Origin of the sequence: Pseudomonas sp. LG1D9 (genome assembly GCF_002949995.1) — a bacterium.
Lineage (GTDB): Bacteria > Pseudomonadota > Gammaproteobacteria > Pseudomonadales > Pseudomonadaceae > Aquipseudomonas > Aquipseudomonas proteolytica.
The window spans coordinates 5,170,661-5,190,164 of the sequence record NZ_CP026881.1 but is presented as its reverse complement, the minus strand read 5'-3'; the positions used below and the strand labels follow the sequence as shown (position 1 = coordinate 5,190,164).

20 protein-coding genes are annotated in these 19,504 nt (G+C 61.6%); 12 read left to right on the top strand and 8 right to left on the bottom strand.

Translation table 11 applies throughout. From position 1 onward, the window contains the following. Window positions 1-609: 609 nt before the first annotated feature. From hemN to C5F71_RS24045, 3 genes are all read right to left on the bottom strand, one after another. Window positions 610-1,995 carry an oxygen-independent coproporphyrinogen III oxidase gene (gene hemN / locus C5F71_RS24055; RefSeq protein ID WP_032866570.1) on the bottom strand — a complete coding sequence of 462 codons (1,386 nt, stop codon included), beginning with the start codon at window positions 1,993-1,995 and terminating at the stop codon, window positions 610-612. After that, window positions 1,982-3,307, bottom strand: a complete 1,326-nt coding sequence (locus tag C5F71_RS24050; RefSeq protein WP_158682888.1) for a coproporphyrinogen III oxidase — start codon at window positions 3,305-3,307, stop codon at window positions 1,982-1,984. The genes hemN and C5F71_RS24050 overlap by 14 nt, the downstream gene beginning before the upstream one ends. A gap of 82 nt (window positions 3,308-3,389) precedes the next feature. Beyond that, window positions 3,390-3,833, bottom strand: a complete 444-nt coding sequence (locus C5F71_RS24045) for a CopD family copper resistance protein (RefSeq protein WP_029292887.1) — start codon at window positions 3,831-3,833, stop codon at window positions 3,390-3,392. 320 nt (window positions 3,834-4,153) lie between these two features. On the opposite strand from C5F71_RS24045, the gene C5F71_RS24040 reads away from it, so the two are divergent. The 3 genes from C5F71_RS24040 (at window position 4,154) to C5F71_RS24025 (ending at window position 6,315) form a co-directional block, all read left to right on the top strand. Further along, a complete protein-coding gene (locus C5F71_RS24040; protein WP_029292889.1) occupies window positions 4,154-4,759 on the top strand; it encodes an SCO family protein in 606 nt (201 codons plus the stop codon). After that, window positions 4,759-5,229: a copper chaperone PCu(A)C gene (locus C5F71_RS24035; RefSeq protein ID WP_029292891.1), complete on the top strand. Its 471-nt coding sequence runs from the start codon at window positions 4,759-4,761 to the stop codon at window positions 5,227-5,229. Before C5F71_RS24040 ends, C5F71_RS24035 begins: the two co-directional genes overlap by 1 nt. 591 nt (window positions 5,230-5,820) lie before the next feature. After that, the gene (locus C5F71_RS24025) at window positions 5,821-6,315 is read left to right on the top strand and encodes an HIT family protein (protein ID WP_029292893.1); all 495 of its coding nucleotides are present in this window, start codon (window positions 5,821-5,823) and stop codon (window positions 6,313-6,315) included. Here the strand turns inward: C5F71_RS24025 and C5F71_RS24020 are convergent. Next, window positions 6,296-6,766, bottom strand: coding sequence for a GNAT family N-acetyltransferase (locus tag C5F71_RS24020; RefSeq protein ID WP_104912129.1), 471 nt, complete (start codon window positions 6,764-6,766; stop codon window positions 6,296-6,298). The genes C5F71_RS24025 and C5F71_RS24020 overlap by 20 nt on opposite strands. Before the next feature lie 192 nt (window positions 6,767-6,958). Between C5F71_RS24020 and C5F71_RS24015 the strand changes: the two genes are divergently transcribed. After that, complete coding sequence (locus tag C5F71_RS24015) at window positions 6,959-7,294, top strand: hypothetical protein (RefSeq protein WP_029292897.1); 336 nt, start codon at window positions 6,959-6,961, stop codon at window positions 7,292-7,294. On the opposite strand, the gene C5F71_RS24010 is transcribed toward C5F71_RS24015, so the two are convergent. After that, window positions 7,284-8,897 carry a hybrid sensor histidine kinase/response regulator gene (locus tag C5F71_RS24010; RefSeq protein WP_070996380.1) on the bottom strand — a complete coding sequence of 538 codons (1,614 nt, stop codon included), beginning with the start codon at window positions 8,895-8,897 and terminating at the stop codon, window positions 7,284-7,286. The genes C5F71_RS24015 and C5F71_RS24010 overlap by 11 nt on opposite strands. A 113-nt stretch (window positions 8,898-9,010) precedes the next feature. Between C5F71_RS24010 and C5F71_RS24005 the strand changes: the two genes are divergently transcribed. Together C5F71_RS24005 and C5F71_RS24000 are read left to right on the top strand one after the other, a co-directional pair. Further along, window positions 9,011-9,613 (top strand): response regulator transcription factor, encoded by a 603-nt coding sequence (locus C5F71_RS24005; protein ID WP_029292902.1) that lies wholly within the window; start codon window positions 9,011-9,013, stop codon window positions 9,611-9,613. Between the two features lie 217 nt (window positions 9,614-9,830). Continuing rightward, on the top strand, window positions 9,831-10,322 hold the full coding sequence (locus tag C5F71_RS24000; protein WP_092235708.1) for a GNAT family N-acetyltransferase: 492 nt from the start codon (window positions 9,831-9,833) through the stop codon (window positions 10,320-10,322). A 14-nt stretch (window positions 10,323-10,336) separates the two neighbouring features. Here C5F71_RS24000 and C5F71_RS23995 read toward each other — a convergent pair whose 3' ends face one another. Next, window positions 10,337-11,548 (bottom strand): YgcG family protein, encoded by a 1,212-nt coding sequence (locus C5F71_RS23995; protein ID WP_104912128.1) that lies wholly within the window; start codon window positions 11,546-11,548, stop codon window positions 10,337-10,339. A 131-nt stretch (window positions 11,549-11,679) separates the two neighbouring features. Here C5F71_RS23995 and C5F71_RS23990 point away from each other — a divergent pair, with 131 nt between their 5' ends. The 4 genes from C5F71_RS23990 (at window position 11,680) to C5F71_RS23975 (ending at window position 15,801) form a co-directional block, all read left to right on the top strand. Continuing rightward, window positions 11,680-12,495: an alpha/beta fold hydrolase gene (locus C5F71_RS23990; RefSeq protein WP_104912127.1), complete on the top strand. Its 816-nt coding sequence runs from the start codon at window positions 11,680-11,682 to the stop codon at window positions 12,493-12,495. Then, window positions 12,485-13,651, top strand: coding sequence for a PAS domain-containing sensor histidine kinase (locus C5F71_RS23985; protein WP_104912126.1), 1,167 nt, complete (start codon window positions 12,485-12,487; stop codon window positions 13,649-13,651). The genes C5F71_RS23990 and C5F71_RS23985 overlap by 11 nt, the downstream gene beginning before the upstream one ends. A gap of 221 nt (window positions 13,652-13,872) precedes the next feature. Then, the gene (locus tag C5F71_RS23980) at window positions 13,873-14,661 is read left to right on the top strand and encodes a GNAT family N-acetyltransferase (RefSeq protein ID WP_104912125.1); all 789 of its coding nucleotides are present in this window, start codon (window positions 13,873-13,875) and stop codon (window positions 14,659-14,661) included. Window positions 14,662-14,682: 21 nt separating this feature from the next. After that, window positions 14,683-15,801: an acyl-CoA dehydrogenase family protein gene (locus tag C5F71_RS23975; protein WP_104912124.1), complete on the top strand. Its 1,119-nt coding sequence runs from the start codon at window positions 14,683-14,685 to the stop codon at window positions 15,799-15,801. Window positions 15,802-15,847: 46 nt separating this feature from the next. On the opposite strand, the gene C5F71_RS23970 is transcribed toward C5F71_RS23975, so the two are convergent. After that, complete coding sequence (locus tag C5F71_RS23970; RefSeq protein WP_092235692.1) at window positions 15,848-16,231, bottom strand: hypothetical protein; 384 nt, start codon at window positions 16,229-16,231, stop codon at window positions 15,848-15,850. A gap of 147 nt (window positions 16,232-16,378) precedes the next feature. Then, a complete protein-coding gene (locus tag C5F71_RS23965) occupies window positions 16,379-17,944 on the bottom strand; it encodes a murein L,D-transpeptidase (protein ID WP_104912123.1) in 1,566 nt (521 codons plus the stop codon). A 37-nt stretch (window positions 17,945-17,981) separates the two neighbouring features. Here C5F71_RS23965 and C5F71_RS23960 point away from each other — a divergent pair, with 37 nt between their 5' ends. Further along, window positions 17,982-18,680, top strand: a complete 699-nt coding sequence (locus C5F71_RS23960) for a murein L,D-transpeptidase catalytic domain family protein (protein WP_029292921.1) — start codon at window positions 17,982-17,984, stop codon at window positions 18,678-18,680. 44 nt (window positions 18,681-18,724) lie between these two features. Further along, window positions 18,725-19,474, top strand: a complete 750-nt coding sequence (locus C5F71_RS23955) for a creatininase family protein (protein ID WP_104912122.1) — start codon at window positions 18,725-18,727, stop codon at window positions 19,472-19,474. Window positions 19,475-19,504: the final 30 nt, after the last annotated feature.

Below are 19,504 nucleotides of genomic sequence, written 5' to 3'. Positions count from 1 at the left end.
CCACCCAGCGCGGGGCAAGCCCGCTCGCCACATAAAGACGGTGGTCCACAGTAAGTTCGAGGGTGCGGCAAGCTCCTTGTGGCGAGGGGGCTTGTCCCCCGCTGGGCTGCGCAGCAGCCCCAAATCCTGCCACCTCGGGGTGTCTGGTGGAGCATGGTGAGCCGGTTGGGGTGGCTTCGCCACCCAGCGCGGGGCAAGCCCGCTCGCCACATAAAGACGGTGGTCCACAGTAAGTTCGAGGGTGCGGCAAGCTCCTTGTGGCGAGGGGGCTCGTCCCCCGCTGGGCTGCGCAGCAGCCCCAAATCCTGCCACCTCGGGGTGTCTGGTGGAGCATGGTGAGCCGGTTGGGGTGGCTTCGCCACCCAGCGCGGGGCAAGCCCGCTCGCCACATAAAGACGGTGGTCCACAGTAAGTTCGAGGGTGCGGCAAGCTCCTTGTGGCGAGGGGGCTCGTCCCCCGCTGGGCTGCGCAGCAGCCCTGAACCCAGGCGCTGCGGTCTGCCTGATAAAAAGCGGCGGTCTTATTGGGGCTGCTGCGCAGCCCAGCGGGGGACAAGCCCCCTCGCCACAGAAGGCACCAAACAAGCCTCTTCGGTCAGCAGGCGTGCGGTCAGACCGTACGAGAAAACTGCCCCTTCTGCTGCCCGCCCAAGTACGCATCAAATGCCATCGCTACGCTGCGCACCATCAATTGCCCCTGGGGCAGCAACTGCACGCCGTCATCCTGGATATGCAGCAAGCCATCCGCCACTTGCTCATCCAATCGCGACAACGCCTGGGCGAAGTATTCGGTAAAGCGGATCGCATGCCCGGCCTCGACCCCGGCAAAGTCAATGCGCCCATGGCACATCAGGCCGTTGATCACGTCGCGGCGCAGCACGTCATCGGCGTTCAGGCGGTAGCCGCGCTGCACCGGCAACAACCCGGCGTCGATACGTGCGTAGTACTGGGACAACTCCTTGACGCTCTGGCTGTAGCTGTCACCCACCTTGCCGATGGCCGAGACGCCCAGCCCGATCAGGTCGCAATCGGCATGGGTCGAATAGCCCTGGAAATTGCGCTGCAAGGTGCCATTGGCCCGGGCCAGGGCCAGTTCATCGTCGGGCAAGGCAAAGTGATCCATGCCGATATACACATACCCCGCCTCGGTCAGCCGGCGGATGGTCAATTCCAGCAGCTCCAGCTTGCGCTCGGGGGGTGGCATGTCTTCGGGGCGGATCATGCGCTGGGCGCGGATTTGTGTCGGCAGGTGCGCATAGCTGTACGCCGCCACGCGGTCCGGACGCAGGGCAATCAGCTTGCCCAGGGTCACGTCGAAACTGGCCACGGTCTGCAACGGCAGGCCGTAGATCAGATCCACACTGATCGACTTGAACTGCGCCTCACGCGCTGCCGAGACCAGTTGCACGATCTGCTCTTCGCTCTGCACGCGATTGACCGCTGCCTGCACATCGGCATCAAAGTCCTGCACGCCAAAACTCAGGCGATTGAAGCCCAGCCCGCGCAGGTTGTGGATCCGCTCGACGCTGATGGTGCGCGGGTCCACCTCAATGGAAAACTCATGGCGGTCACTGGTATCGAGGCTGAAGCCCTGGGCCAGGCAGTCCATCAAGTCGGCCAGCTGCCCATCGTCAAGATAGGTCGGCGTACCGCCCCCCAAATGCAACTGGGTCAGCGGCCGCGCGCGGTCGAACAGCGCCGCCTGCATCTGGATTTCGCGCTTGAGGTAGCTCAGGTATTCCACGGCGCGGTGGGTCTTGCGCGTGATGATCTTGTGGCAGCCGCAGTAGTAGCAAAGGCTCTGGCAAAACGGGATGTGGATGTACACCGACAACGCCTTGGGCGTCAGCGCGTGGTTGCTGGCCGCGACCGCCTGCTGGTAATCGTCCAGGGCGAAGGCTGCGTGAAACTGCGGCGCCGTCGGGTACGAGGTGTAGCGTGGCCCCGGGCGGTCGTATTTCTGCACCAGGGCCCGGTTGAACTCAAACGCTTTCATGGTCGATGGTCTCATCGTTGGAGCAAGGGGGGACGGCGCTGCCTGCCCGGTCAAACAGCGCACAGAGGGCTTCGACCCGGTGCCGGCCTGCTGGCAGTACACAGAGGAAACGCTCGGACAGATCGATCAGGCCGTCTTGGTGCAAATGCTCCAGCAGTGGCCAGATCGCCGAGAAATAGCGGGAAAAAATCACCCCATAGCGGCGCTCCAGGGCCAGGATATCCAACTCCAGGTCACAGGCCAGGCGCTCCATGACGTGCTGGCGGATCTGGTCGCCGGCCTCGCAGCGCCAACCGCGGGCGGTGGGCAACAGGTCGCTGCCCAACTGCTGGCGATAGAGCGCCAGGTCGTCGGTGTTTTGCGCATACAGGGTGTCGAGCTGGCTGATGGCGCCCAGGCCAAAACCGATATGGTCGCAGTAGCCGTGACGGGTAAAACCCTGGCAATTGCGGCTCAGGTGCCCGCGCTCCTGGGCCAGCGCCAGGTCGTCGTCGGGGCGCACGAACTGGCCCAGGCCGATGTAGTGATAACCGGCATCTTCCAGGCGCTGGAAAGCGATGCGGCGCATGCCACATTTGTCGGCATTCGACGACAGCGCACGCCGTGGCTGCTGCTGGTAGCGCCGGGGAGCCCGGGCATAATCGAAGACTTGCAGGCGGTCCGGCTCAAGGGCGATCAGGCTGGCCAGCTTGGTTTCAAAGCTCTCGCAGGTCTGCCAGGCGTGGCCATAGCCCAGGTCGACATTCACCGAACGAAAGCCGAAGGTACGCGCTGCGTCGATCAGCGACTGGATCGGCGCCGGGTCTTGATATCCGGCCACTGACGGCGTGGCTTCGGCACTGGCATCCGGCACGCCGATACTAATGTGGTTGAACCCCAGGTCGCGCAACAGGCCCATGGTTGCCCAGTCTGTGTGCAGCGGGTCGAGGTCGAGGCTGTAGTCGCCCTGGTCGTGATCAAGAAAGTGCAGGCGACTGCGCAGGTGCGCCATCACGCGTTGCAGGTCGGCAATGGCCGGGGTGGCGCCGCCCAGATGGAATTGGTCCACCGGTTGCCGGCCGCCCACGTGGCAACCGACCAGGTGAATCTCCTGTTCCAGCGCGCCGAGGTAGGTATCCGCCACCAGGCCTGCCGGCCACTGCAGGTTCAGCGCCAGGGGCCGTTGCCGCTGGCGGCTGCTGCGCAAGGCGCGCAGTAAATCAAGGGAGCCGATGCCCGTATGAAATTTACCGATGTCGACCTGGCCCTGGTCCAGCACGCTTTGGTCACGGCGCAGGCGCCACTCGCGGGCGGGATGAATGACAGTGAGCATGACGGCCTCCGGGTCTGGCTACGGTGGGTCATTGTGCGGTGCGACCGGACAGCGCACCTTGATATGCATCAAGCGCCGACGTTTACCAGGTGATGTAGAACATGCTCTTGGCCAACAACACAATGGCGACCATATGGCAAAACAGGCTCAGATGGACGAAGCGCAGATAAGCCGCGCTGACCCGCCCACGGCGCATCAACCACACGGTCAGCAAAAAATGCATCAGCACGCTGGCGGCAAGGATCAGCTTGAGGGTCAGCAACGCACCGAATGCGGAACTGGACGGCGTCGCCAGCACCGGCAGGTAGCGCAGCCAGACCATGCCGATGCCGGCGCCAAACAGCACCAGTAGCACCCACGGCATCAAGGCCCTGGCACGGCGGCCGATGCCCTGCTCCACCAGCAGCATGACGCGGGCCGGCAGTTGCTTGTGCACACTGGCGAGGATCAACACTTCAAAGAACACCGTGCCGATAAATATCAGCGCGGCGAATAGATGGGCCAGCAGGAATAGGAGATAGAGCATCAGAACCTCACGGTGCTTGTACCGTGACTGTGCCCACAGTGGGCGCGCGCTGCCTTGATGCGGGTCAAGGGCCCGGATAATCGTTGAAACATTTGCCCAAAGCCTTGTGCGGCGGGCCTTGGGCCGTGTCTGCGACAGTGTGCCACAGACTCAATCAACGCCCTGGCTGATAAGGTGGCGACCGCCCCTGTGGCAGAACGTCGCAGATTATCCAGCGCGATCAAGGTCGGTAGACTACCCAGCCTTCCTGTTCACCGCTTTTCAAAGCCTGACTGACCTGTTATGCGCAGCCGTCAGGCGCTTCACGGGACGCCCATTTCATGAGTACGTTATTCACCCGCCGCAAGGTCCTCACCGGTATGGGCCTGCTGGGCCTGGGTCTGCTGAGCGGCTGCGACACCGGCCCCAAGCTGAACTTCAAGTACGGCAAGGACTTGAGCGACAAGATCATGGGCCGCACGTTCAAGCTCAAGAACACGGCCGGTGAAACCGTCACCCTGAGTTCGTTCCGCGGCTTGATGCCGGTGGTGTTCTTCGGTTTCACCCAATGCCCGGCGGTGTGCCCCACGACCCTGGCACGCATGGCCCAGGCCAAGAAGCTGATGGGGCGCGACGGCGAAATCATGCAGGTGATCTTTATCACCCTGGACCCGGAGCGCGACACACCTCAGGTGCTCGACGCCTACGTCAAGGCCTTCGACCCCAGCTTCGAAGCGCTCTATGGCACCCCGGAAGAAGTCGCCGTGGCTGCCAAGGAATTCGGGATTTTTTATGAAAAAATCCCCGCCGGTGATACCTACACCCTGTCCCACACCGCCACCAGTTTTGTGTTCGACACCCGCGGCAACCTGCGCCTGGGCCTGTCGGCATCCCTTAACGCCAAAGAGTGCGCAGAAGACCTGCTCACCGTCATGGAGGTCTGCTAATGACTGCTGTCCATACCCTCAAGCGCATCGCCCTCGGTCTTTCCCTGCTGGGCCTCGCTGCCCACGCCAGCGCCGAGGTCCAAGTCAGCGACGCCTGGTCCCGCGCCACCGTGGCCGGGCAGCATTCGAGCGGTGCGTTCATGACCCTCACCGCCGACAGCGACAGCAAGCTGCTCAGCGTCAAGTCACCGGTGGCCAAGGATGTGCAGATTCATGAGATGAGCATGAAGGACGACGTCATGCGCATGGGCCCGGTGGACTCCGTGGCACTGCCCGCCGGCCAGGCGGTGAAGCTCGATCCCGAGGGTTATCACGTAATGCTGATGGGCCTGACGGGGCAGATCAAGGAAGGCGACCAGGTGCCGCTGACCCTGACCGTGGAAGATGCCAAGGGCCAGAAGCAGGACATCCAGATCCAGGCCCCGGCCCGCAGCCTGGGCAGTGCTGACGGCCATCACATGAACCATTGATCCTGCTCCCACAAGGGGGGGCTTTGCTGACCACAGTGTGGTGGCCGCCCCCATCAACTGTGGGAGCTGGCTTGCCTGCGATAGCCATAGGTATTTACACAACTTTGCCGCAACGCCTAAATCCAGGCAGATAGCGCAGTTGTGGCGAGCGGGCTTGCCCCGCGCTGGGCTGCGAAGCAGCCCCAAAACCAGCCGCTGCGGTGTATCTGGTACAACGCATTCGGCTTATTGGGGCTGCTTCGCAGCCCAGCGCGGGGCAAGCCCGCTCGCCACAGGAGAGTTCGTCAGTTTCTGAAAGTTGTGTAGATACCTATGCTGCGATAGCGGTACACCTGCCAGCCAAGAAGTGACTGAACCACCGCTTTCGCGAGCAAGCCCGCTCCCACAGGGGGGATGTCAGCGAAGCTGGGAATTGTGGTCATACCACCTATCAACAATGGCAGGTTCGCCACAGGGCGTTGCCGGTTTCGCCAGGATGCAGCTGCGCTACCCACAAGAGCTGTCCGTCGAAAGACACAAGTCGCGCCCATTTCTGGGATACAGGGAGTTGCCTTTGGTATCCTGCCGGCGCGACCCACCAGGTGCCCGACCATGCGCATTGCTCCGTCCCATGTCCTCCACGAAACCGAACACTGGCTGCTCAATCATCACTTGGCCTCGGCCCTGCCCGGTTATTTGATGCTGGGGGCCAAGATGCCGATCAACTCACTGGCTGACCTACCGGAAGCGGCCCTGGCGGAAATGGGTGGCCTACTGGCGAAAATCCAGCGGGTGATGGAAGTACAGCTCCAGCCCAAGTGGCTGTACATCAGCCGCTTTGGGCATATGCCCGGTTTCCCGTTGCACTTTCATTTGATCCCGGTCTATGACTGGGTCGAAACGCTGTTCTGGCAGGATGAGCGCTACCGGGTACTGCAAGATTTTGGCGCCGGCAGCAACACGCAGGCGTTGACGGATGGGGCCGAACTCACGCTGTTTATCTGGCGCGAATTCGGTGAGAACCCGACGCCCCCCGCCACTGCCGGGCTTTCGGTGCCGACCGTGATCGAACGCCTGCGTGCGGCGTTCAAACAGACAGGCGCTTGACCATCGGGATACACGCCAGGTCCAGCCCCGTAGGCGAATGATAGATGGACTGCTCGCTGCCTTCATAACCACGGCTGCGGTAGAAATCAGCGGCATTTAGCGTCGCATCCAGCACCACCTCCTCAATCCCCAACGCCAACGCCACTTGTTCCAGGTGCTCCAGCATCTGCCCGCCAATCCCGCGCCCGATAAAACCGGGCCGTACAAACAGCGCACCAACTTCCCGATGGTCCGGGTCGAGCATGCCGGTGGCGACCGGCTCACCCTCGACGCACCCCAGGTAGAACGGCTTGGCCATCAGCGCGGTATAGCCGTCCTCGGCCGCGCCACGGGTCCAGGTCAGCATCTGCTCGGCGGTGTAGGCACCGATGCATTGGCTGCGGATCGCTTGCAGGCGGATCTCGAAGGCGATGGGGCCGTCGTCGTCGGTGGCGCGTCTGATTTGTAGCATTCGAATCTCCCTGAATTAACCCTGTTTACCGTGACCTCAAGGTGCCATTAGCACACTTGTGCTAATCGACCCCGCAGGCGCCCGGCGCTATATTCGCCGGCAACCCAATGCTCCCCGTCAGCACGTCGAACTCGCCGTGCAAGGGATCGTTGTGCGTGTAAAAAACCAAAACAACCCCAAGGAAGAAGCGCCATGAAACTGCACTCCCCTGTTACCCGCCTTGCCCTGCTGGGCGCCCTGCTGATCGGCGTTGCCGGTTGCAGCAATATCAAACCCACCGAAGACCATCTCAAGACGCTCTCGGAAACCAATCTGGGTGAGCCGGTCAAGCGTGTTTCCAATGTACGCAGTGACTCCATGACCACCTATTACATCGCCAGCACCGCTTCCGGTGACTACAACTGCTCGGTGCCCAGCGGTGCCAGCGGCGGGATGTTTGCCGTGGCCAGCTTCGGCATGATGAAACCCGCTGCCTACTGCCAACCCAAGGGCGCCCGGGGTAACGGGTTGACGCCGTTTAACCAGTAACCGGCCCCTGGCTGAGCTCGCGCAGGGTGCCCCGTAGTTCAGCGGGGCGCACTGGCTTGGACAAAATGGCGATCTGCCGGTCGTGCAGGGCTGCCTGGATCCTCTCCACATCATGCCCGGTCAGAATCAGCGCCGGCACCGCCACGCCGCGCTGTGCGCGCAACTGGTCGATGCACTCGATACCGGTGGCGTGGTTGCCCAGGTCATAGTCGGCGACGATGATGTCGCAATCGCTGACCAGGTTATGCCCGCTCGACTCCGCCTGCACCTCGCAGCCCCACCGTTCCAGCAATGCCTGGGTGGCCAGCAGCACGTTATGGTCATCTTCCACCAGGCACACTTTCAAACCGGTCAGCAGCCCCGCCTGGCGTGCATCGTCGCGCACCACGGGTTGCTGGGGCGCGGTCGCCAGGGGCAGGCCGCGCAGGCTGACCGAGGTGCCACGGCCCACCCGTGAGCGCAGCCCTACGTCCATGTCCATCAACAGCCCCAGGCGCTTGACGATGGACAAACCCAGGCCGACGCCCTCAACGTCTTTGTCGCGCAGGTGGCGGACGCGGTAGAACTCCTCGAACACCCGGGGCAGATGCTCCTGCGCAATCCCCCGCCCCTGGTCGTGAATCTCCACCATCAGCCCCCCGCCGCGCCGGCGCACGCCGACCAGCACCGGGCGCTGGCCGCCGTACTTGAAGCAATTGGAGAGCACGTTCTGCACCATGGTGGCCAACAATGCCGGATCAACCCGCACCCAATGGGCGCAAGGACGCAGGCGCAGTTCTACCCCGGCCCAACGGGCGGCTTCGGCGTTCTGGCGTAGCAACTCGGCCAGCCACTCGCCCAGGTGAACAACCTGGTACTTGGGGAGCAAGCGGCCGTTGTCCAGGGTGTAGAGATCGAGAATGGAGCGGAACAATTGCGAGACGTTAAGCAGCGAACGGTCGATATTATCCACCAGCCGCCGTTCTTCATCGCCCAGCCGTGCTTCACGCAGGCACGCGGTGAACAGGCCGATGGAGTGAATGGGTTGGCGCAAATCATGGCTGGCCTGGGCCAGGAAGCGCGACTTTTCCAGGTTGGCGGCGATGGCTTCTTCGGACGCCTTGCGCGTGCGCTCCAGCAGCAGGTGGGCGTAGACCGGGATTACCGTACTGGTGATCATCAGCATCAGCACCATAAAGGGTTGCGCCTGCCACAACGGTGTCAGCCAATACACGATCAGCAGCGCCAGCAACGCCAGGCCCGTGGCAATCGCCAGGTAGCGCGAGCCATAGCGCATGCCGTTGCCCAGGTTGACCCAGACCATCACCGCATACAGCGGCAACGCCGCCTCACCGCCGATCACCAGGCCGAACGAGGTGCCGGTGTAGTCGTGGATCATCCCGAAAATCCGCCGCGCCGGGTAATGCCCGGGCCAGCGCGCGATCACCTGGCGCAGCACAATCGAGGCCAGCAGGAACAGGCCGATATAGATCATCACCGGCACATAATGCGCCACCGACTGCCCCGGCAAAAAACCCAGCAGGCCGATGTACACCATGGCGCAGGCGGCTACCACAATACGCAGGTTGGCTTGATCCAGTTCGGCGTCTTTCACGAACTTCATGGGCAACGTCCTTGTACGGTCATCGTCATATCGGCGCGCCCGGCAGGCAGGCGCCGAGCAGAGTGTTAAAGTACCACGCTACAGGACGACCTGGCCCCAGGGAGGAGCACCCCATGACATGCCGCATCATCATCGCCGACGATCATCCAATGTTTCGCGAAGGCATGCTGCGCACGGTGCAACGCCTGCTGCCCGAGGCCTGTGTAGAACAGGCCGGCGACCTGGACACGGTGCTGCACATGCTCAAGAGCGGCAGCGACGTCGACACGCTGATCCTCGACCTGCGCTTCCCCGGCCTGACCTGCATCAGCCAGTTGGGCGAACTGCGCCAGCAACTGCGGCGCACCACATTGATCGTGGTGTCGATGGTCGATGACCCGCTGTTGATCGAACAGGTGATGGCGATGGGGGCCGATGGCTTTATCGGGAAGAACATCGCCCCCGAAGAGATCGGCCAGGCCCTGCTCGCCATCCGCCAGGGCGAGGTGCTGGTCAAGTTCGCACCTTCGGGGCTGTTGCCCCTGGACACCAACACCCTGACTGCACGCCAGCAGGAAGTGTTGCGGCTGATCGCTCAAGGCAAGACCAACAAGGAAATCGCCAAGGCCCTGGATATTTCGCCGTTTACCGTGCGCATCCATGTGTCCGGGTTGCTGAGAAGCCTGAACGTGCCATCGCGGGCAGCGGCAGCCGTCAAATACACCTCGCCCTTGTAGGAGCCGGCTTGCCGGCGATGGGCATAGGTATCTACAAAATCCAAGCAGATAAGGCTGTTGTGGCGAGCGGGCTTCGTGAGTTCTGAAAATTGTGTAGAGGTCTATGCCCATCGCCGGCAAGCCGGCTCCTACAGGGGTGGGTTTTGTTTGTGGGATTTTCGTCAGCGGCCCTACCCCGCTATCATGCTGCCCCTCGCTCAACCGCCCAGGAACCGCCATGCCCGCCCTCACCCTACGCAACGCCACCCCGGCAGATGCCGCTCGCTGCTATGAGATCGAAATCAGCGCCTACGAAGGTGACGAAGCCGCGACCCTGGAGAAGATCACCACGCGCATCGCCCTGTACCCGCAAGGTTTCCTGATCCTGGAAGTGGACGGTCAGGTGGTGGGCTTTATCAACGGCGGTTGCGCCCATGACGTGGTGATGTCGGATGAAGCCTTCAAGGAATTGGTAGGGCACGCGGCAGATGCGCCAAATGTGGTGATCATGTCGGTAGTGGTGGACCCGGCGCACCAGGGCAAGGGCTACGCCACGCAATTGATGACGGCCTTTGTGCAGCGCATGCGCGGGATGGGCAAGCAGACCATCCACCTGATGTGCAAGGAACAGCATGTGCCGCTGTACACACGCATGGGCTATCAGTATGTGCAGCCCTCGGCGTCAGATCACGGTGGGATGGCTTGGCATGAAATGGTGATGACGCTCTGAAACCGCAACGGGCTTCACCAACCCCCCGAAGCCCCGCCGCCACCGCTGGAGCCGCCGCCACCGGAAAACCCACCACCGGAACTTGAACTGGAACTGGAACTGGAGCTTGAGCGGTCGCTGGAACCGCCGCTGGACCCGCCCGTACCCTGGCCATAGATGAACAGCGCCGCAAACGAACTGATGGGCAAGGCGAACAACCAGCCATCAAGCCCCATCTCCAGCAGATACCCGGCCGCGCCATACACCCCCAGCACCACCACCGACTGTAGGCAAAACCCCACCCGGCTGTTTTTCCAGGCGGCCTTCATCACCGCGAACAGGATCAAGTACAGGCCCAGCACCACCAGCCCAGCCATCGGCCAGCCCAGCCAGTTCATAAAGGACACTTCGGTCAGGTAGTGATCCACCAGCCCCAGGCCGATGCTGTAGGCCATCAGCGCCAATACGCAATAAAACACCACCTTGGCCTGCCACAACGCGCCGAATATGGCCGCGCTGATCGACATGCAAAACGGCAGCGCCACGACATAGATCGGCCAGGACTTGCCATTGATCGCGGCCAGCGCCGTCAGCAGCACGGTCACTGCCAGGGCGCCGATCAGGCCGCGTCGCCAATGCAGCTTGCCCGAGGCCAGCAACACCCCGCCGACGGCGCCGAGGACCAGGGCCAGCAACACTGCAGCCTCATCCACCGTCTCCCGGGTCTCGTCCACTGCGGGCAGGTCGCCGCCCTCGACCAACACGCTCAGGGCATCCACGGCGTGTTGCACACCGGCGGCGTAATCGCCCTGGCGAAACGCCGGGGTCATTTGTTCCTCGATAATCCGGTGGCTCAACAGGTCCGTGACCAGCCCTTCCAGGCCGTATCCGACTTCGATCCGCACCTTGCGGTCGTCTTTGATCACCAGCAGCAAAATACCGTCGTCGATGCCCTTGCGCCCCAGTTTCCAGGCGCGGAACAGCTCGGTGGTGAACGTTTCAAGGTCGGCGTGCGCCGTAGTCGGCAGCAACATCACGGCGATCTGCGCGCCCTTGCGCTGTTCGAGGTCCGCAAGCTGGTCGGTCAGGCGCTGCTGGGTCGAGCTGTCCAGGGTGTGAGTCAGGTCGATCACCCGCTGGTTCAGCGCCACGCTCGCCCATGGCGGCGGCGCCGTTTGCGCCAAAGCCAGCGCAGCCAACACCATGACCAGCAGGCCCAAGGCCGATTGCCGTAAAAACCGCGCCATACTGGATACCTGACGTTTCGTCCTGAAAGCGCCGACTTTACCCTATCAACGCTATACCTAGTGACCCCATGCGGATGACTCTCTAAACTGACGGCAAAACTTCATAGCAACACGCCACTACGAGCGCGACCATGGACCTTCGACATCGCAACAACGTCAACGTAGTGGGCAATGGTTCCTCGACACTGGTGTTTTCCCATGGTTTTGGCTGTAACCAGGCCATGTGGAATTACCTGCTGCCCCATTTCGTCGAACGTTTTCGCGTGGTGCTGTATGACCTGGTAGGGGCCGGCCTGTCTGACCCGGCGGCCTACGACAAGGCAAAATACGCCACCCTGGATGGGTACGCCGCGGACCTGAATGAGATCATCGATGGGTTCGCCAGCGGCCCGGTGATCCTCGTAGGCCATTCGGTCAGCGCCATGATCGGCACCCTCGCCGACCGCGCCGCCCCCGGGCGCATCGCCGCCCATGTGATGATTGGCCCTTCCCCCTGCTATATCGATGCCGACGACTACGTGGGTGGGTTCAAGCCCGAAGATATCCAGTCGCTGCTCGACACCCTCGACAGCAACTACCTGGGTTGGTCCAGCACCATGGCTCCGGTGATCATGGGCGCGCCAGGGCAACCGGCCCTCAGTGAAGAACTGACCAACAGCTTCTGCCGCACCGAGCCCGAGATCGCCAAGCAGTTTGCGCGGGTGACGTTCTTGTCGGATAACCGCGCCGATATCGGTGGCCTCACCACCCCCACACTGATCCTGCAATCGACCGATGACCTGATCGCCCCGGTCTGCGTGGGCGAGTACCTGCACCGTGTGCTGCCCCACAGCCGCTATTGCCTGATCGACAATGTGGGCCATTGCCCGCATATGAGCGCAGCAGCGGCCTGCGCGGCCGCGATGGATAGCTTCCTGATGCCATGGACCGCTGCCCATGACCGGTGACACATTGCCCGATCCCCTGGCGCTGTTCGACGGCGCGGCCTGTGCGCTGGCCGTCAGCGCCGAAGACGGCACGCTCCTGCGGGTAAACCAGTGTTTCAGTGACTGGGTGGGCATGACGGCGGACGAACTGCACGGGCGACGTTTCCAGGACCTACTGACCATGGGCGGGCGCATTTTTCATCAAACCCATCTTGCCCCGTTGATGCAGGTACAGGGCCGTGTCACCGAGGTCAAGCTCGACCTGCGCCATCGTGACGGCCACACCGTGACCGTCCTGCTCAATGCCATCAAGCGCGACCACCCCGACGGCGTGCGGCACGAACTGGCACTGTTCGGCACCACCGACCGCGACAAGTACGAACGCGAGCTGCTCAACGCACGCAAGTTGGCCGAAGCCCTGCTGCTGGAAAAAACCGCCGCCGAGACCGCGCTCCAGCAAGCCCAAGCCGAACTCAACGAGGCCTATATCAAGGCAAAGCGCCGGGCGCTGTTTGCCGAGCAAATGGTCGCCATCGTCAGTCACGACCTGAAAAACCCGCTGACCGCGATCAAGATGGCCTCCGATTTCCTCGCCCGTGGTGAGCGCACCGCCAAGGAAACCCAATTGATTGGCCATATCGGTCAGTCATCGGAGCGCGCCCAACGGATGATCGCCGACCTGCTGGACTTCACCCAGGCACGGGTCGGCGTGGGCATCGCTGTCACCCCCGCTGCGCTGGACCTGCATGACGTAACCCGACGCGCCGTGGACGAGCTGCGGGTGGCCTTTCCCCGCGCCACCCTGGTGCATCACACCGTGGGCCCTACCGATACTTGCCTGGATGGCGACCGCCTGCAGCAAATCATCGGCAACCTGGTGGCCAATAGCGTGGCCTACGGCGACCTGCAACACCCCATCACCATAACCTCACGCCTGGGCGACGACGGGGCCAGCCTTTCGGTGCATAACCATGGGCCGGTGATTGCCGATGCGTTGATGAGCGTGCTGTTTGAGCCCATGACCCGAGGCACCGATCAGCACACCGATGTGCGCAGTGTCGGGCTGGGGCTGTTTATCGTGCGGGAAATTGCCAAGGCCCATGGCGGGGATGTCGTCGTCAGTTCCCAGGTGGGGAGCGGCACGATGTTTACGGCTTGCTTCCAGGCGCAGCATTGACGCTTCGAATAGCCACCCACTGAATTCGCTTCAACTGCCGCTGCATATTGAAACAATACGCTTTGCTGTAAATTTCAAAATCCGCCTGTGTGCCCCGCCTTATTAACAGCGCATATCTCCCAAACACTTCGGACTTTCCTTATGCCGCCGATCAACGGGGCACATTAGTATTTTTTTACCGCTATCAGGCAGCGGTTAAATAAATCTAAAACGGAAGTCACATGCGATCAATAACAACATCCAGTGACAGCAACCCCAGTGCAAATAAAATCCATGCCAAGTTGACCGTGAGTCTTGCCGGCACACCGCAAGAAATACGTGAGGCACAACGTCTACGCCATAGAGTTTTCACTGAGACTTTCCAGCTTTCCGAACGGGTCAGCTGCCACGAACTTAATATCGATGAATTTGATGACTATTGTGACCACTTGATTGTGCGCGACGCCCAGACATCGTGTGTAGTGGGCGCCTATCGTTTGATGAGCCCGACAGTCGCGCAACGCATGGGACGATACTATTGCGAACAGGAATTTGACCTGAGTCGTCTAAATCATTTACGACCGCGCATTGCCGAAGCGGGACATGCCTGCGTCCACCCGGATTACCGTAGCGGCAGCGTCATCATGCTGTTGTGGAAGGGTTTGGCCATGTATATGCAGCGTGAACACTGCGATTATCTGGTGGGGTGCGCCAGCGTGAGCCTGGCGGATGGCGGCCACAATGCTGCGGCGCTGTATCAGGCGTTCACTGCACAAAGTTTTGCCCCAACCGACTATCGGGTGACGCCTTACAACCCATTTCCCGTGCATGTCCCTGCAACCGGACATGTTCCACAGATGCCGCCGCTGCTAAAAGGCTATTTGCGCTGCGGTGCTTGGGTAGGTGGTGAGCCGGCCCGGGATCCGGACTTCAATACAGCTGATTTCTTTATGTTGTTGCCGCTATCGAAGTTGGACGGCCGTTATGCGCGCCATTACTTAAAAGCAGATAACCCAACAACCCCCTCCTAAACCTTAAAGAAACCAACCGATATGTTTTTACACGAAGAAAGAAACACTGCCTTCGAGTGGATGCCGGAGATGGCAGCCGCTCTTGAAACTGCCTCACTTCTTGATCTGGAACGTGGCAACCCTCAGCAACTGGCCAACATGTTTCGAACATTCGGCCACCCCGCACTTACCATTGCCAAAGAACTGGGTGGCGCAGGTGCCAGCGCATCAAGCGTCGCGAAACTGCATACGTGGGTCGGCGGGCATTGCCCGTCCCTGGCAATCATGATGACCATGCATCACCACACCGTTGCCGGAATGATGGCCGCCAGGCAGTTCTTTCCTGATATTCAGGGGTTGTTGGGCTTGATTGCACGCGACAACTTATTAGTTGCCTCCGGGTTTGCTGAAGGACGCACGAATGCGCCTATCTTGGAATCAACAATGACCGTCGAAAAAACCCTCGGCGGCTACCTTGTCAACGGAAGCAAGAAACCGTGCACGATGACCCATCACTTCGACGTCATAACGTTTGGCGTCAGTTGCCTTGATCCTGAAGGCCGCGCCCAAATCGGCATCGGTGTGGGATTTGCCGGTGATCCAAGCATTGAGCGCAAGAACTTCTGGGCTGTACCGCATTTGCAGGCGGCAGACAGCCATGAAGTTATTTTCAATAACTTGATGGTTCCCGAAGCCATGATGTGTTTCAGCGCCACCATCGATGATCAACTCGATGATGCTCAACAAGGAACGGGCAACCATTGGTTCGCCATCTGGTTTCAACTGCTGGTCAGCGCGTCCTACCTGGGAATGGCATCGGCGCTGGCATCACGTGCATTGGCTGGTAACAAAGGGTCGCAGGAGAATCGGGCGATGCTGCTCATCGACCTGCAGGGCGCCACCATGGCCTTGCGCGGTCTGGCGGCGTCGATTGACGACAATCGATTCTTGCGCCGAGATTTGGCGCACGCACAGGCAACCCGGTTTGCCATACAGGAGGCCGTGAACCGCATTAGCACGCACGCTTTCGAAATCCTGGGAGGAATGGCTTTCATGTCTTCAGAAGAGATCGCGTACCTGCTGGTTGCCACGCGCTTGCTGGCATTCCACCCGACCTCCAGGCTTGCCAGCACCGCGTTCCTGTGTGAACAACTGAGCTAAGGAGCCGCCTGCCAGAGCTGGGCCTGCGGCAAGCCCTCGACTGGCCTTATGGGTAACTCACCGTCACCAGGTAGGCCCCTGAGCGCAACGGTTTGCCCGCCGCATCGTTCAAGCGGTATTGCCGATCGAAGTAACGGCCATCGCCTGTGGTTTCAGTCACCAGCTTGACCTTCACTGGCGAGTGGTCCACAGCGCTGACCGTGCGAACCGGTTCGACGATATGGGCGCTGATATCACCTCCCGGTGCAAACATCGGGCAGCCACTCAATGCCAATGTCGAGCCAACTCCCCCGCCCGTACTGCACGTTGCCTCGACGATGCTGCCATGAAACTGGATGACACCTTGGGCCACGGTGGTTGCTGCTTGGCCACTGCCGCTGACGAGCGCGAAAAACAGGCTGATACCAACTGCCAAACCTTGACTGCTCATAGTGAACGCTCCTGGGTATGTACCCATCACGTCGGCAGGCCTGGTCAGTTTCTTGAGCAATTGAGAAATACCTGATGGTTATTTTCTCAAGGATGCCAACCGGGTCTCATATTGCGCAGATACCCGGCGGCTTTGAGGTGGGAGCGCCTACAGGACCGCGCCCAGCGCCTTCAACAACACTCCATCGCGGCTATAGATATCTGGCGCGTACAGCAACGCACCCTGGCTATCCACTTGCACTGTCCAGTAGCCCAGCAATACGGGCACCGGCGTGGCCAGGCGGAACTCATGGGTCACCCCGGTCGCCAGCAACTCCTCGGTACGCGCCTTTTCGGCCGGGTTCACCAGCAAATCACGCAGCAACATCGGCTGTTCCACCCGCACACACCCTGAGCTGAACGCCCGTGGCCCCTTGCTGAACAACGGCTGGCTGGGGGTATCGTGCAGGTACACGGAGAACGGGTTGGGGAACCGCATGACAATCTTGCCCAGCGGGTTACGCGGGCCGGCGTCCTGGCGCAGGAGGATATTGCCGGGGTGCGACCAGTCCACTTCTTCGGGCGAGAGTGCGCGACCTTCACTGTCGAGCACCTTGAGGTTCTGCTGGCGCAAGTACTCCGGGTTCAGGCGAATGGCTGGCAGCTTGTCCTCGCGCATGATGGTCGGCGGGATCGTCCAGGTCGGGTTGAGGGTCAACCGCGTGATGCGCGATTTAAGCAGCGGCGTTTGCCGTTCGGCGCGGCCCACCTGCAAGCGCGTCTGCCACACCGGGACGCCGCCCTGGTAGACGCTCAACTGCGCAGCCGCGACGTTGACCAGAATGCCGTCTGGCTCCAGGTCCTGGGCCAACCAGCGGAAGCGTTCGAGGTTGACCCGCAGTTGCTCGCGCCGCACCGCCGGGCTGACGTTGAGCTCGGCCACCGTCCCCGGGCCGATCACCCCATCGGCTTGCAGCGAATGGCTGGCCTGGAAGCGCTTCACTCCCTCGACCAACTCATTGGTGTATTGATTGCCCTTGGGCACGCTCGCCAGGTAGCCGCCACTGACCAGGCGTGTGGCCAATGCCGGCACCCGTGGGTCGTCCCGGCCAGGGCGCAACAACGGGCCGTCTGCAATCACACCCCATTGCGCCAAGGGTTGCAGGCGCTGGGTGGCGTAGGCCGCGCGCAGGCCGCGGTACAACTGGGCGCTGGGCCTGGCCTGGTCAAACGCCGCGGGCATGTCGGCAAGCCCGGCGCTGGCCAGTGCCAGCACGGCAAGGGCCGGGTCCTCGCTCGGCGGCTGGGAATGCCACAGCGGCTCGTAATGGGCCTGCTGCAAACGGCCGTAATGCAAGTCATGCAGGGCTTGCAGATAGTGCTGGGTGGTTTCGAAGTCGGTACACAGCACATTGCCAGTGCTTGTCGTGTCGGGCAGCCGGTAATGCGCCGGGTCAAGGCCGTCGTCGGCCAGCAACAGCAACTGCTCCTGCAACGCCTGCCGGCGACCATCCACCCTCCAGAGGGGCGTATTGCCTTGTTGCTGGTAAAAAGCCTGTAGCCGCAGCTCGGCTGGCGTATCCAACTGAGTGGCTAAACCGGGGCAGACGCTCGACAACTGCCCAAGTGCCAGCTGTACTGGGTTTGACGGCTCGAGCAGCGCTTCATCGGCCGTGGCGACCAATGGTGCTACGAGCAAGCAAAGGCTCAAGTAACATGCAGTTTTTTTGAACAATGGCTTAGCTCCAATCTACGGCGGAGATGCTCGATAAATGCTGAATATTGACTGCCGACTCGGCCTGATCGCCGCCGCCCTGGCCGCGTTTTGTACGGGTGCCTTCGCAGAGAATGCCAAACCTCATACCTTGTATAGCAGCCTGGCGCGCTCGGCTCCAGAACTCAATCCCGCAGTCCTCAAAAGCGCCCTCAGCGCCATGCAGTGTGCCGTCAATAATGGCCAGGAACGCTCCGAACGCCTGGCAGTGATCGACTATTCGCAACCTTCGACCGCCCGTCGCCTGTGGATTTTCGATCTGCGCCAAAAAAAGCTGGTACTGCGCGACCTGGTGGCCCACGGGCAAAAATCCGGGGAAAACTTCGCCACCCAATTCTCCAACAGTGAAGGCAGCCATCAATCCAGCCTTGGCCTGTTCCGCACCCAGGAAAGCTACCAAGGCGCCCACGGCTACTCGCTGCGCATGGACGGCCTGGAGCCGGGCTTCAATGACCTGGCCCGCGACCGCGCCATCGTGATCCATGCCGCCGACTATGTCAGCCCGTTGTGGAGCAAGCGTGAAGGCCGTATCGGCCGCAGCCAGGGCTGCCCCGCCGTGCGCCCGCAAGTGGCGCGCCAGGTGGTGGACAAGCTCAAGGATGGGCAGTTCATGTTCTCCTGGTACCCCGACCAGCGCTGGCTCAAGTCCTCGGCCTACCTCAATTGCAAACCGCGCCAGATCGCCAGCGCCGGTTGAGGTAGTATCTGGAAGGCCGAGCCTGACCAGAGAGAGGACCTGAAATGCTTTTGCACCAGTCAACGTGGATCGAGATTGGCCAATTTCTCGACCGCAGCCGCACCGTGGTGGTCCCCATTGGTTCCAACGAACAACACGGCCCCACGGGCCTGCTGGGCACCGATTGGATGTGCCCGGAAATCATTGCCCATCAAGCGCAAAAAGACGCCGATATTCTGATCGGCCCGACATTCAATATCGGCATGGCCCAGCATCACCTCGGGTTCCCCGGCACCATCTCCCTGCGGCCGTCGACGTTTATCGCCGCCATTGGCGACTGGACCCGCTCCCTGGCGGCCCATGGCTTCGAGAAAATCCTGTTTCTCAATGGCCATGGCGGCAATATCGCCACCATCGAAGCCGCCTTTTCCGAGCTGTACGCCGAGGCCAGCTTCGCCCGCCGCCCCGCCGGCTTCGCCTTGAAACTGTGCAACTGGTGGGACTTGGAAGGCGTTGGCGAACTGGCACGCGCGCAGTTCCCGACCGGACATGGCACCCATGCCACCCCTTCGGAAATCGCGATTACCCAGTGGGCCTACCCGGACTCGATCAAGACGGCAGACTACTCGCCCCGGATTGCCCCCGCCGGCCCGATCCGCGAGGCCCAGGACTTTCGCGCCCGCCACCCGGATGGGCGCATGGGTTCCGACCCGGCTCTGGCAACACCAGAAAAAGGCGGTGAACTGGTGGCCCTGGCTGCCAAGGGGTTGGTAGCGGCGGTGCATGCATTCAGCGGCGAAGCCATGCCTGACTGACGCCATCCCCTGTAGGAGCCGGCGTACATA

Bases quoted from the DNA above. Each gene is read 5' to 3' on its own strand.
- C5F71_RS23955 (WP_104912122.1), top strand. From the start codon at position 18,725: ATGCTTTTGCACCAGTCAACGTGGATCGAGATTGGCCAATTTCTCGAC.
- C5F71_RS24010 (WP_070996380.1), bottom strand. From the start codon at position 8,897: ATGAAGTTCGTGAAAGACGCCGAACTGGATCAAGCCAACCTGCGTATT.
- C5F71_RS23960 (WP_029292921.1), top strand. From the start codon at position 17,982: ATGCTGAATATTGACTGCCGACTCGGCCTGATCGCCGCCGCCCTGGCC.
- C5F71_RS23980 (WP_104912125.1), top strand. From the start codon at position 13,873: ATGCGATCAATAACAACATCCAGTGACAGCAACCCCAGTGCAAATAAA.
- C5F71_RS23970 (WP_092235692.1), bottom strand. From the start codon at position 16,231: ATGAGCAGTCAAGGTTTGGCAGTTGGTATCAGCCTGTTTTTCGCGCTC.
- C5F71_RS24040 (WP_029292889.1), top strand. From the start codon at position 4,154: ATGAGTACGTTATTCACCCGCCGCAAGGTCCTCACCGGTATGGGCCTG.
- C5F71_RS24050 (WP_158682888.1), bottom strand. From the start codon at position 3,307: ATGCTCACTGTCATTCATCCCGCCCGCGAGTGGCGCCTGCGCCGTGAC.
- C5F71_RS24025 (WP_029292893.1), top strand. From the start codon at position 5,821: ATGCGCATTGCTCCGTCCCATGTCCTCCACGAAACCGAACACTGGCTG.
- C5F71_RS23995 (WP_104912128.1), bottom strand. From the start codon at position 11,548: ATGGCGCGGTTTTTACGGCAATCGGCCTTGGGCCTGCTGGTCATGGTG.
- C5F71_RS23975 (WP_104912124.1), top strand. From the start codon at position 14,683: ATGTTTTTACACGAAGAAAGAAACACTGCCTTCGAGTGGATGCCGGAG.
- C5F71_RS24000 (WP_092235708.1), top strand. From the start codon at position 9,831: ATGCCCGCCCTCACCCTACGCAACGCCACCCCGGCAGATGCCGCTCGC.
- C5F71_RS23985 (WP_104912126.1), top strand. From the start codon at position 12,485: ATGACCGGTGACACATTGCCCGATCCCCTGGCGCTGTTCGACGGCGCG.
- C5F71_RS23990 (WP_104912127.1), top strand. From the start codon at position 11,680: ATGGACCTTCGACATCGCAACAACGTCAACGTAGTGGGCAATGGTTCC.
- C5F71_RS24020 (WP_104912129.1), bottom strand. From the start codon at position 6,766: ATGCTACAAATCAGACGCGCCACCGACGACGACGGCCCCATCGCCTTC.
- C5F71_RS24005 (WP_029292902.1), top strand. From the start codon at position 9,011: ATGACATGCCGCATCATCATCGCCGACGATCATCCAATGTTTCGCGAA.
- hemN (WP_032866570.1), bottom strand. From the start codon at position 1,995: ATGAAAGCGTTTGAGTTCAACCGGGCCCTGGTGCAGAAATACGACCGC.
- C5F71_RS24045 (WP_029292887.1), bottom strand. From the start codon at position 3,833: ATGCTCTATCTCCTATTCCTGCTGGCCCATCTATTCGCCGCGCTGATA.
- C5F71_RS24015 (WP_029292897.1), top strand. From the start codon at position 6,959: ATGAAACTGCACTCCCCTGTTACCCGCCTTGCCCTGCTGGGCGCCCTG.
- C5F71_RS24035 (WP_029292891.1), top strand. From the start codon at position 4,759: ATGACTGCTGTCCATACCCTCAAGCGCATCGCCCTCGGTCTTTCCCTG.